The sequence below is a fragment of the Planctomycetaceae bacterium genome (assembly GCA_041398825.1).
Classification (GTDB): domain Bacteria; phylum Planctomycetota; class Planctomycetia; order Planctomycetales; family Planctomycetaceae; genus F1-80-MAGs062.
The window spans coordinates 181,931-194,456 of sequence record JAWKTX010000008.1 but is presented as its reverse complement, the minus strand read 5'-3'; the positions used below and the strand labels follow the sequence as shown (position 1 = coordinate 194,456).

11 protein-coding genes are annotated in these 12,526 nt (G+C 55.2%); 10 read left to right on the top strand and 1 reads right to left on the bottom strand.

Annotated elements, in window-relative coordinates:
* Nucleotides 1–105 precede the first annotated feature (105 nt).
* The 10 genes from R3C20_15755 (at nucleotide 106) to R3C20_15710 (ending at nucleotide 7,142) form a co-directional block, all read left to right on the top strand.
* Complete coding sequence (locus tag R3C20_15755) at nucleotides 106–1,572, top strand: DUF234 domain-containing protein (protein MEZ6041957.1); 1,467 nt, start codon at nucleotides 106–108, stop codon at nucleotides 1,570–1,572.
* On the top strand, nucleotides 1,569–1,880 hold the full coding sequence (locus R3C20_15750) for a hypothetical protein (GenBank protein MEZ6041956.1): 312 nt from the start codon (nucleotides 1,569–1,571) through the stop codon (nucleotides 1,878–1,880). The genes R3C20_15755 and R3C20_15750 overlap by 4 nt, the downstream gene beginning before the upstream one ends.
* A 206-nt stretch (nucleotides 1,881–2,086) precedes the next feature.
* On the top strand, nucleotides 2,087–2,740 hold the full coding sequence (locus R3C20_15745; protein MEZ6041955.1) for a DEAD/DEAH box helicase family protein: 654 nt from the start codon (nucleotides 2,087–2,089) through the stop codon (nucleotides 2,738–2,740).
* A gap of 794 nt (nucleotides 2,741–3,534) precedes the next feature.
* Complete coding sequence (locus R3C20_15740; GenBank protein ID MEZ6041954.1) at nucleotides 3,535–3,960, top strand: hypothetical protein; 426 nt, start codon at nucleotides 3,535–3,537, stop codon at nucleotides 3,958–3,960.
* Nucleotides 3,961–4,337: 377 nt separating this feature from the next.
* On the top strand, nucleotides 4,338–4,550 hold the full coding sequence (locus R3C20_15735; protein ID MEZ6041953.1) for a hypothetical protein: 213 nt from the start codon (nucleotides 4,338–4,340) through the stop codon (nucleotides 4,548–4,550).
* 12 nt (nucleotides 4,551–4,562) lie between these two features.
* Complete coding sequence (locus R3C20_15730; protein MEZ6041952.1) at nucleotides 4,563–4,835, top strand: hypothetical protein; 273 nt, start codon at nucleotides 4,563–4,565, stop codon at nucleotides 4,833–4,835.
* Nucleotides 4,836–4,936: 101 nt separating this feature from the next.
* Nucleotides 4,937–5,374 (top strand): hypothetical protein, encoded by a 438-nt coding sequence (locus R3C20_15725; protein MEZ6041951.1) that lies wholly within the window; start codon nucleotides 4,937–4,939, stop codon nucleotides 5,372–5,374.
* A gap of 90 nt (nucleotides 5,375–5,464) precedes the next feature.
* Complete coding sequence (locus tag R3C20_15720; GenBank protein MEZ6041950.1) at nucleotides 5,465–5,857, top strand: hypothetical protein; 393 nt, start codon at nucleotides 5,465–5,467, stop codon at nucleotides 5,855–5,857.
* A gap of 468 nt (nucleotides 5,858–6,325) precedes the next feature.
* Entirely contained in the window at nucleotides 6,326–6,520 is a 195-nt protein-coding gene (locus R3C20_15715; GenBank protein ID MEZ6041949.1) for a hypothetical protein, read from the top strand.
* Between the two features lie 328 nt (nucleotides 6,521–6,848).
* On the top strand, nucleotides 6,849–7,142 hold the full coding sequence (locus R3C20_15710; protein ID MEZ6041948.1) for a hypothetical protein: 294 nt from the start codon (nucleotides 6,849–6,851) through the stop codon (nucleotides 7,140–7,142).
* A 391-nt stretch (nucleotides 7,143–7,533) separates the two neighbouring features.
* On the opposite strand, the gene R3C20_15705 is transcribed toward R3C20_15710, so the two are convergent.
* Nucleotides 7,534–12,156 carry a protein kinase gene (locus R3C20_15705; GenBank protein MEZ6041947.1) on the bottom strand — a complete coding sequence of 1,541 codons (4,623 nt, stop codon included), beginning with the start codon at nucleotides 12,154–12,156 and terminating at the stop codon, nucleotides 7,534–7,536.
* Between the last annotated feature and the right edge of the window lie 370 nt (nucleotides 12,157–12,526).

Here is a 12,526-nt window from a genome sequence, read left to right as displayed (position 1 = left end):
AGAAACCTTTTAGTGTCAAACACTTGCAGCAAAATAATCGGTAAGATAAAACTGGCTTATCTTATTAGAGTAACGGTGTTTTAGCTTAGTTCGCACGAGAAAACGATGGCAGACTGGCGATTTTACGGACGAACAACTGAGCTGGATGACCTCACCGCCATACTGCGTCGCAATCGCTGGTTTTTCGCCAAGATCACTGGGCGACGACGCATTGGTAAGACCACTCTCGTTCAACAGGCGATCGCAGCTCACGGTTCGACTGCCCTTGTCTACGTCCAGATTCCGGATTCAGGTGACGCCGGAGTTCTTTCCACTTTCGTCGACGCGCTCGCGACATTCGGCATCTCACCGGAGCAGTTTCCCTACCCACGTTCACTGAGCGAAATGGCAGCGACCATTGAAGCGTTGATTACAGCCGGAACGATCGTCATCCTGGACGAGTTTCAGTCCTTCATCCGCTCACCTTTGGCCGATTTCACATCGTATCTTCAGGCGGCAGTGGATCGCTTGTCTGCCCAACCCAATCGGCAAGCCGGTGGCCTGATCGTTTTGGGTTCCATTCACACAAAGATGACGGCGCTTCTGGATAACCGCGACGCGCCGTTGTACAACCGCGTGACCGATGTGCTTGACTTGATTCACTGGGACATCGGTTCAATCATGTCCGTTTTGCGCGACCACACCGATGCGGCACCAGAACGCTTATTGAGTTTGTGGACATTGTTTGAAGGCGTCCCCAAGTTTTATCGTGATTGTTGGGAGCAAGGCGTGATCGACAAATCGCCAGCCGACGTCTTGCAGAAGATCTTCTTTGGCAGTTCATCACCACTGCGAACCGAAGCCGATAACTGGTTTCTTCGCGAATTACGCGGACGCTACGATACCGTTTTGAAATTTGTTGCTCGACATCCCGGCAGCAGTCACGGCGACCTGATCAACGCCATGCGAGAGGCCAGTGGCGACTCAACGAATCAGATCGGCGGCTACCTGCAGACACTCAGTGACCGTTACCGCCTGATCGAATCCAGGCTACCAATTTTTGCCAAGCCCACTGCTCGACGTCGACGCTACTACTTGAGCGATAACTTTTTGGAATCGTGGCTGGCCGCGATCGCACCTTCAGTTGCCGCTCGTGAATTTCGCCCGCAATCACAATTGATTGCCGAAGCAGTTGACCGATTGCAAGTCGTTGAAGGCAAAGGGCTCGAAAAACTCGCCGGGCAGTTGTACGAAGAACGCAGTCGGAAAGGCATTGGAGACTTTCCTCTTACCAATCGTATCCTTGGATACTGGGACAAAAACGATACCGAGATCGATCTTGTCGCCGTGAACGAGACTGATCGACGTTTACGATTTGGTTCCTGCAAGCGTTCCCCTGGCAAGCTGATCGCCGACATCAACAATTTCAAAGGTCACGTGACAAGGTTTCTGGAGGCGTTTCGCGAGTATCAGGACTGGCAAGTCGAACATGTCGCCATCGCACCGCACTTGGATGCCGAGCAGCGACGTGTTCTGGCTCGATACGACGTCATTCCTCAGGACTTAGTCGATCTCACGGAAGGATTGCAATGAGTCCGACCATCGAGCACCTATTTGATCTCCCATTAGCCGCTTCGGCTTTAGCCACGGTTGGATCTGGCTATCAGAGCGGTTGTACGGTTGAAAACCGAATCGCCGTTTCGATGAACCAGCCTTGCAACTCCCAGCGCAGTTTGGCTGAAGGTGCGAAGCCTTCGCATCTTTTTAAATGCACCACGTTCATGGCGAGTTGCCATGAGCAATGCGATTTGCTTGACGCTGACTGGCGAGCCGCCAATCCCGCCACCGAGTTGCTCGAGCGCACTCTCACCACCCGCCGCCAAACCCGGGAAGCCAACTAACTCGCTGGATACAAACGCCAAGGCAAAAACCACCCGCAGGCTCGCAGGAGAAATACAATGAGCCGAACACCGTCGATGCCGCATGCCGATTTACTGGACTGAACGACTCTTCATGAGCGACACAACGCCTCCGGAAAGGTATCCTCCGTGGTGTTCCGACTCGCGCTACCCAGGCACACGATCGTACATTTGCCCTTAGTTGCCACATGTTTCCCGAACAACTTGCTCGACAGAATATTGACAACCTGCTTGCCCAATGCCGTGACATGAACATCACGGCCGGCCCTGGCGTGGCCGTTCGAGAATTCCCGCTCAAGACAGGGTTCGCCGATTATCTGCTGTGTCTTGACGGCAAGGCATCGGGCGTGATCGAAGCTAAGCCGGAAGGGCACAGCCTGACGGGCGTGGAAATCCAGTCAGCCAAATACACCAGCGGCCTGCCAAAGACGGTGCCTCATTATTGCCTGCCGCTACCGTTTGCCTGGGAATCCACGGGCGCGGACACTCGGTTCACCAACACGCTGGAACCCAACGCCCGAAGCCGCGAGGTGTTTTCGTTTCATCGGCCGGGAGAACTGCGGCGACTTGTCCGGCAGGAAAGTCAACTCCGCGCTAACCTTCGCGACATGCCCGAACTCGACACCACCGGCCTGTGGGACGTCCAGGTTCGAGCCATCACCAATCTGGAAAAGTCGCTGTCCGACAACAACCCGCGAGCCCTCGTGCAAATGGCCACCGGTTCCGGCAAGACCTTCACCGTGTTAGTGATCTTCTGCGTCCAAGCCATACAGGCGCTCGCAACCCTGCCGCAGCCGGACGTTTTCCACTTGGAGGGTAGAACGTTAGAAACTGCCCTATGATCCAGACCGTGGATTGTAGTGACTTAGACCTCACCGTAGAGTGGGCACCGCTAGGTGAGGGCGGCACTCTGATATTTTGACTGTAAATCGCATTGCTACACGAAGGAGATTGAATGGACTCCGTTTCAGTCCCACATCTCAGTCTCGCCGAGTTTCTGAGGCTGGCTAGCCACCCCATGCGCGCCCACATCTCATGTGGATTTCCCTTGGAAACAGGCATCTGCAGGCGCCCGGAATCCCGACCGCGTGGGACATGATCTGGGAGTTCAAGCGGCTGATCTATTGCTCTGAGCAACAAATATCTCGGACACGCTGCGCGAGCCTGTCTGACGACCGGCTTCGCCGTCGCATCCGGGGATTTCTTCGACAGCAAAGGTCCAGACGCGTATCCCCCGGCAGACGATCCTCGCGAATACGAAGTCTACTTCCAGAAGGCCTGGCCAAGCGAAGCTGACCGTCGCGCGTATATCGAATCTGCAATCGCACAAGGAAGGGAGTCTTTCGGGCAACTCTGCTGGCTGCAATATCCCCGGTGTGGCCGAGCATAGATCGTCTGGACAACAAACTTCGATCACCTGCCAGGATGCATGTGCAACCGCATTTCGCACCACACGGTCGCTCACATCTACGAATCTCGACAACCGCAGGTTGCAGTTTCAGCTCACGGAGGGACGGTGGCAGTCTAATCAAGCTGCATGGAGATTTCCGGTCAGACCGATTGAAGAACATCAAGCCGGAACTTGCTTCACAAGACGCTCAGTTGAGGCAAATACTTTCCACAAGCAGTCTCACAAATGGACTGGTCGTCGCCGGTTACAGTGGGCGCGATCCATCTGTCATGTCCGCGGCTGGCGGATGCACTTGCCGACGGGAAGGGTTTCCCACGCGGCCTATTCTGGCTGAATCGACGTGGATCAGAAGGTACTTCCCAGGTTGCGTCGCTGTTAAAGGAAGCGCATGCGAAGAAGATTCAAGCGGCAGTCGTTGAGATTGAAAACTTCGACGAGCTGATGGCCGACCTGATCACCATTGATGTCAAGATCGACGATGAATCCCGAAAACTGGTGCTGCCGAGGGCGGACTCATTTGGCGACAAACTTGTCTGTCCCGACCTGAAGGCGGCTTTCAGTCGTTCGGACCAATGGACTGCGAATCACCTCCCTTCCCGGCAGCGTGCAGACTCATTGATTGCACGATCGGTGGGACGAGGAAGTCCGTGAAGCGTTGACAATGCGAATGCGACCTCGTTGGCGGTTCGGTCGAATTCCGGTGTCTTGGCCTTTGGTACAGATGAGGAACTCCGTCAAGTCTTTGCTCCGTTCGACATCGATTGTTTGACATTCACAGTCTGACGATGGAGCAACTGAACCGCCCTGGTGCCCAGCGTGGTTTTGCTCTATGACTCGATTGTCCGGGCGATTGCGAGGACACTTCCACTTCGGGCCGTGCGAGGACGACAGCATTTCTTGATCGTCAGAGAGGACAGCGTGAAAAAGGGCCCGGCTGAAACCACTCGTCGACATCACGAAGCGGGTCTTTGGAAAGATTCCCCAAACCACACTTTCACGGGCTGAAGCGATCTGCGTCCGAGTCGAACATGCAAACGATCATTTTGTGGTTGTTGCTTGAGCCAACCGTGTTGGGCTCAACTGTGACGGACGAAACGCCTGCGGATGAACGGCAACGTCGCAAGGAGTTCGTGCGTGAGCGATTGGCGACTCGCTACAACAAGAGATGGAACGAGTTACTGGATGCGTGGATCAATGTTCTTTCAGGTGGACAAAGTGGACCGTATCGACCTTTGGCCTAACGCAAGGAATTGATGCCAGCTTCACGATCAACGCCACAACCGGGTTCTCGCGGAGGCATCAAGGATGAGCGGGTGCCAGCGTTTCCAGCGCATGGCTGGCAAGACGAGCCGTGGTTGGGTTTTCATCCGGAGAGAGAGGAAGACCGTGATCGCCATCCGCTAAAAGGGCTGCGACGATTTGGTCCACTCAGTGGTTCACTCGTCAGTTCAATGATGGACCCAATCCGCGTAGCGATATTCCACCTGGCTGCAGAACGTGGTTTACCGGCATCATTGGTGAATTGAACCGGACGCATCATCCACAAGAACGCCAACAGTATTTGGTGGAGTATCTGGATTCTCCACCGCTTTCCGTGTTCGAGCCGTCGAAGCCGAGGGCATTAGTCGTGAGAGCTGCCCGCAGCCACAGATGGCATCACAACAAGTTCGACACCGCATCGCGAATTGGCGGATCGGCGTGTCGGGCGCTGAATGCCCTGCGGCGGACATCCAGCCGGTTCGATGTCCTCTACCTCTTTCTGCCAGAACGCTGGTCGGCAGGATTTCGTGGACCTCTGGGCGAGGACTTCGACCTTCACGTTTCTCCAAGGCTGAGTGTGCCGCCGCCGCAATTCCACTTCCAGATTCTGCGAGAAGATCGTGTTCTCAAATACAAATGTCGCGCAGCGTCATGGCGACTTGGCCTGGCAACGTACTGCAGGCTGGTGGAATTCCGTGGAGGATCGCTGGGGAGACCAGGTACGGCGTACATTGGGCTCGGTTACGCGATCCGGGCTTCTGATACTGCGGCCGCGGTTCGTCAACTGCTGCAGTCAGGTCTTTGACGCAGATGGCTGTGGTCTGCAGTTCCTGGTCTACGAATCGGAGGGAGTTCACGCGAATACGGCAAGAACCCATTCTTGACGAGAGACGAGATGCGGCGACTGATGTCGCCAGGCCGCGTCATGTACCAGAAGCGGCACGATGGCCGGTCACCGAAGCGAGTCGTGGTCTACAAGACGACACCGTTTCGTTACGAAGAGATCGACGGCTGCCTTGATGCATGGAGATCCCTGGCCGTCGATCTGATCGAGGTTCAGCAAGACACTCCGTGGCGGGGAATTCGTGTGGCGGGCAAGCATGACATTTGCAGGCTATCCGGTCCATCGCGGCTCGTGCCTACCTTTGAGCGGAACGGAAGCGGCTTTTTCTGGACTCAGGGAATCGTACCGTCAGTGACGGGTGACAATTTTTACGCTGCCCAAAAAGGTATCCCCAATCCGCTGCTGCTGACCCGGTTTTCTGGGCACTCGGGTTGGGCAAGTTGACAGCAGAACTCCTTGAGCCTGACCAAGGAATGGAACTGGTTTCAACGACAGCCTGTATGACAGGCTCCCGGTCACAATCGAATACGCGTCGTCGCTCGCTCGGATTGTGAAACGACTGCCTTCGCTGTCGCCCCGCCCATACGACTTCCGGTACTTCATGTGATACCGATCACCTTCACAAAGATACTGGACGAGCCGATGTCGGTGCGGATTATCAAGTACGGCCGGTTCGTGCCGCTTGATTGCAATTCTTTGGTTTCCGGTGGCCGGTGGAAACCGGCCCATTCTGAAAGCCAACCCGCTAAAACGAGCTGACGCTGGTTGAGTTCATCCAGATGCTACAACCCAAAGTCCCAATCGCCGCAAGGCCACCTAGACGGAAGAAACTCCCGAAGGTCGCTGGCGTTGCTAACGAATACGACGAGCTGCTGAATCGAGACAAAGCCAACCTGGACATCTTCTGGCTGCGTGACGAAACCACCGGAAGAATCCGACAACCTGCCCGACCCCGATATCCTCGCCCAGGAAATCGTCGACGACCTGCAAACGGCCCTGGAACAGTTCGCAAACATCGCGGCAGAATTGAAGGACTCACGCCCGAGATCTCAGCAGCCAGTCGTCTTTCACCAGTCGACGCATTCAGGCTTTCTGCCGAAGCGATAGCCTTACAGGCACTCGGGCAAATGATGACGAGCGGGCGAGAATAGGTTCTCAACCGATTGTTTCTTGCAAAAGATGGGCAACCGACATTCCGACAGTTGAAACCGTTGGCTCCAACAACTATGCCCGTTCGGCACGATGTTTCTCAATACCCCCGCCACTCGAGAAACTTCGGTGCCTGATTTCCCACAAAGGACAAATCACCTGTTCGAACATTCAGCCCCAAACCCCAGTCGAACCCTTTCAGACCAGTTGTCATTCCTGAATCACAGCGACACGAACAGCGTTCCCAGACAAACACAGTGTTCATGAACGTCGTTCCTTATCATCAGTGATTCGTAACTACCTGGCTGGTGGTTACTTTTGGCACAGCGCCGCGTTGGAGATGGAGACGCAGTTTCGCATTGAGCTGGTTGACGATGCCTCGGTTTTTTGTCTGCCAGATTGTTTTGTTCCGGGGACCCGCCGACAGGTTGTAGAGTTCCAGTGGTTCAAACGGGGAATTCTGAAGCAGTTTCCACTCGCCTTCGCGGATGGCTTCAATCGTCTTGCCTCCGTATCGAATCCCGCCTTCGCGTCGAGTAAACAGCCACTCACTGCGCGGCGGTGGCTGGTCTTGCCCTGAAGTGCCGGAAGAAAACTACGGCCATCGAGATCATCCGGGACAGACAAACCAGCCGCTGAAATAACGTTGGCCAGAATATCCATCGACATCATCGCCGATCCGTGTTCCGAACCGGCCGCAATCCGGCCCGGCCAGACTACGCACAGTGGGTACTCGGATGCGCCCTCGTAGACGCTTGCTTGCCGTCTCGCAACGGTCCGTTATTGGCCCACCGTCCGGTAAGCGTTTGCAACTCAGGCAACATCAGCTGGACAAACTGAGTAGCTGTCCATTGAAAAGCCGGAACAGGCAGACAGCTCGACTGGAAAGCGTCGTGTTTAAGGATTCCTGCTCGAGCTGGTCCCGTTTCACCAAGCTGATTTCGGCGGCAGAACATCCGACCAACAGCCCTTCACGGGCGAGGAGGATTTTCAGCGACGATAATCCGACAGTCGGGCAGTGCCATCTTCAGCTGGTTGATGTTTTCGGTCGGCACTTCGACTCCTTCAAGATGCAGTTCTTTCAGACTGTGTAAGCTGGCGAGTTCAGCAAGTGCAAAGCGGTCGATCCTGGTGTGATTCAGGTTGAGTCGTGTCAGATTCTTGAGTTCTCTGATGGATTCGACAGCGACAGGATCAATCGGTGTGTGGCTCAGATTCAGTGCAAGCAAAGAAACACACTCCCGAACTCCGGCAATCGAGGTGACCGAGGAATGGCTCAGATTCAGATCCGTCAGATGTTTGAGAGTATCCAGAGGAGGCAATTCCGGCAGATTCGTGGACGAAAGGTCCAGGACGCTGAGGTTCTCAAATGCTGCCAGATGAGCCAATTCTTCCTGCACTAGTTCTTTCGACCCTGAGAAATCCAGTTCAGAAATGGACGCTGCCTTCGGCAGTGCTGTTGAGGCAGGCTGGGAGGTTCCTTCCGGGTCGGATTCAGCACCGTCTTCCGTAACCATCCGAGCGCCATGATCGGTGGCCCAGCGAACCGCGGCCTGCTGGTCGGTTTCTGAAAGTCGCTCCAGCAATTGTTTGCGCGTGGCCGGTACCGTTCGACCTCCGGGGTAACGGATGGATTGAACAATGTATCTGTCGATGTTTTCGGGACCATGAAGGATGTCACCGCCGGGCGTCAACGCCAGTGTCTGTCCGTCACTGAAGGCAATTCCATTCCATTGGAATTCACCAGTTTCCACGTTCAGCATTGCCAACGAATGTCCGAGGCCCAGCATGTCGTGTTGAGCGATCACGATCGCGTGATCTTCATGTCGGCGAATTCTTGCGCACGGAGGCTGCAACAGGGGATTGATGCGGGTGGAGATGACTTTGGTCGCTAACTCAGCACCGGTCGCCTCCAGCAGGTGGAAAGCGAATGGGTCGCCTTTCGTGAACTCAGCACCGCCCAGCAGGATCCTGCCAGCAGACGTAAATTCTGCAAACTGAACATAGGACGCTCGATTCAGATCGCTGACAAGTTTCAGTTCGCTGTTCTGCCCCACAGAGAACAATTGTCCGGCGTAGATTTGGCTGGAATCCTGAGACCAGACAGGAGCAAAACCGAAATGACGATTCCAGGTGATTTCTGAATGATTTTGCTGGCCCGTTGCAAGTTCATAGACATGCAATCGCTCTGCGCGTCTTTCGTTGTCGGTATGGTCGATGTAGGCAACAAAGCGGCTGTCCGGACTGATGGTGACGGCAAACAGAAAATGCAGTGTGAGTGGAATCGTGACAGGGACTGGAGAAGCTGCTGACAGGTCCACGATATTCAGCCTGACGTTTTCGCCTTTAAGGCTCTTCCACACGATCCAGCGACCGTCGGGGCTCCAGTGGGGAAATGAGTGGTATTCTCCTCCTTCGAATTCATGAAGGATCTGACCTTCCCGGGATTGGATTACGAACCTGTCGGATCGGACATCAGCGTAAGCCACCGATTGGCCATCCGGGCTGAAGGTTGGCGCGAGTCGATCTTCTATGGCGTTGTCATAATCCCAGACGTTATTCTCTCCGTTTGAATAATCGACAATCCTCTGGCAGAAGTGATCCTGAACTGCGATGACAGGTTCCGTCCGGGACCAGCTGATTCCGGTGGCATTGATATACATAGGAGTTTTCAACACACTGTTCGCCCGACGGCCTGCCCCATCCCAGCAAAATAACTCCACTTGTCCGTCACCGATTGTGTGAACGGAACTCGGCTTTCCATCGTAAGTGTGCGATGCAGCTCGAACGTTGAGCGGCTGAACGGACTGCCGTGTCTCCAGTTCCGAACCGGACAGCCGGAATCGGCGAATCATTCCGGAATGATCAATCCGCCCGTTATGAGCGTAGGTGAAGACGACTTCCAGGGGAGCTTTCCAGTACGGAATGCGAGACGCATGAGGATAGATTTCGCCTTCCTGATCAGTCACAGGCAGTTGTTTCACGAACTGCAGTTTGTCGTCAAGTATCGCTCCGCTGTCAGTCACGATGGACAGCCCGTCCGGTGACCAGTCTGCCAGCCCCCAGTGGATGCGAGGTTCAGAATGCAGAAGCTCTCCGGTTCGCGAATAAATGCGAGCCGTCGGTTCCTCCGTACCTTCCTGTGCACCACACCAAACGAGTAATTTGTCTCCCTGCGGACTCCATTTCAGTCCTCCATAGTCCTCGTGCGATGATGGCTTGAACTGATCAATCTCGGACAACTGATTGTCCGTCAGATTCCAGCGAACAATTCTGCCGACTCCCAGCACGAAGGTCACCTCGCCACCATCCGGATGGACACTGACGGTCCAGGTTCCGGGAGGAGAAGCAGGGGCAGGAAAATTCAGACCGTGCCATTCGGGTGGCGCGTTGAACGCGCTGTTTGCGAACAGAACCTTATGTACCACGTTCCCCTGCAGATCAAAAACAATCGCCGCGCCATGGTTCCAGAGCAGGATCTGCTGATTGTTGGACATCCACTGAACCTGGCAGGGACGCCACTCAGGAAGCTCGTGGAATGGCTCCGAATACTGCCACTGAGAGATCAGTCGCCCGGTTTTATCGCGAATTTCCAACCCTCTTGATTTGTTGATGTTGGCATCCAGCACGGCGAACAGCGAACCATCAGGCGAGAAGGCGGTACTCACCCAGTGCACGCTGGTTCCACCAACTGCCATTGCAAGGGTTTCATTTGTTGCGATATCCCGCAGCAGAACTTCCTTGCCGGTTAAATACAGCCATCGTTTGCCCGTCACGTCCACATCAAAATGGTGGCGCAGGTGATTCCAGTGATCGTTGATCCCGACAGGGCTGCAAAGCAGGTGAGTGCCAACCTGGAAGTGGGGGCTGAGTTTGGCCGGTTGAAGGACAATGCCTGACAGATCAGTTGACGCGTCCTGAGGTGTCCAGTCGATTGCGGCTGCTGATGTTTCTGCGGAAGGATGTTCTATGGCCGCAGCAGGTTCTCCCGGGCCCTGCGAAGGTTCCGGCAAAGCTGGCTCCACAGGGGGGTCTTTCAGAGCAACCGCGTCTTCCGAAGGATTTCGCACTTTGATGGAAACGAGTTTCTGCTGCCCGTCCAGAATTGTGACCGAGCTTTCGGTCAGTTCAAATCGATCAGCATCCAGCCCGGAAAGCCGCAGTGACCAGGGCCCCTTCGTCAGTCGAAATGTTGAAGATTCTTCCTGAGCAAATTCCAGTTCCTTGGTTTCGTCACCTTTGACCGCAATCACTGTCAGGTTTGCGGACGGGTCCGTCAGCTCCACCACCAGTTCGCCACCGTCCGGCAACTTCAGTCGGTAAATTACCCCGGCAAAAAACAGAATTGGCAGAAGCAGACCGGCCGCAATCATCAGCCTGCGATGCATCGAATGATCGCCGGCACCGGCCGTGGCCCGGTTGGCCAAAGTCCGACTGTCGAATTCTGTTGTGCTGCCTTCCGATGACAGTTGAATCGCTGTTCGACTTGCCCAGTTGCCCAGCGTTTCTGCCAGTTTCCCCGCGGACTCCGGTCGACCTGCTGGATCTTTTGCGAGACAGCGATTCACAAGGTCGGCCAGTTCGGCAGGCAGATCTGACCGAAGCGCTGACACATCCGGCGGCGGATCTGACAGGATCCGAACGGCCTTATCCATCAGCGGAGTGTCTTTGTCAGCCGGAAAACACACTTGTCCCGTCAGCAGATAGAACAACGTTGCTCCCAACGCGTAGATATCGCAGCGAGCATCAACATTTCTGCTGCTCCGCAGCTGCTCCGGTGCCATGTAGTCCGGCGTTCCCAGGACCTGAAAGTCTGAGGTCAGTGATTCGTGGTTGCGATCGTCTTCATTCTGTGGAGAGATTCGAGCCAGGCCCAGGTCGAGCACACGGACAACTCCGTGAACGTCCAGCATGATATTTCCAGGCTTGATATCACGGTGGATCACGCCCTTTTCATGAGCATACTGTAGTCCGATGGCAGCCTGCCGAACGATCTCGCAGGCCATGCCCACGGGAATATTCCGACCCTGCTCTCTGTATTCTCTGGTCAGGTGAGAAAGCGACCGGCCTTCGACAAAATCCATCACCAGATAGGGAACTCCGTCGGCTTCATCAGCATGTTGTGCAGACACGATATTCGGGTGCTGCATCTGCCCGATGGCCCTCATTTCCTGCTGGAATCGGCTGACGGCTTCCGGATCACCGGCACGATGGATGTGCAGCAACTTAATCGCCTGAATTTTGTTCAGTCGCTGATGACGAGCCTTATAGACACGCCCCATACCGCCACTGCCCAGGCATTCCAGCAGCTCGAACTGACCAAGCTTCTCCGGAACGTCCGACGTGGTTTCACTACCATCCGGCAACTGCGCAGCCAGCCGACGAACCTCGTCAATGTTGCGCAGCCGATTCGTCAGATCCTGACACTGTTTCACCATTTCCGTGTCATTGGGAAGCGACTTCACAGAAGCCAGTGCGGCCTCGAAATCGGCCTGAGTATCACCATTGGACGCCAGAATCGTCGGCATGTCACCGGAATTGAGATCGGCAGGACCTGGTTGCGGCGAGGGCTGGTTGGGGCGTGGATCTGTCATGAAACTGCTTCAGTCACAGAGGTGATGGCGTGAAATTCCAACTGGACAGCCCCAGGTTTACGCCGATGGTCACCCGAAGCGTCAGCGAGGGAACGACTTCTGCAGAATCCCTCGCAGACGCCCCGGGTGACCAGCCGATGGAGGCAAGTTGTTGATAACCACTGACTTGCAAGTACCATCATCCACAAACCTGGCGCTGTCCAACCAGGAACCACTGGAAGAAACCGACCAGCGTTACGGGAAATTTTATCCGAAACGACAGCGGCTTCTGAAGATCGAGCCGTACAGTTTGAAATCCGGCTGGACTCACCACGACGTGACGATCCGCCGGACGTTTGGCGCAGTCTCGACGGTGCTCGTGACACCGGCT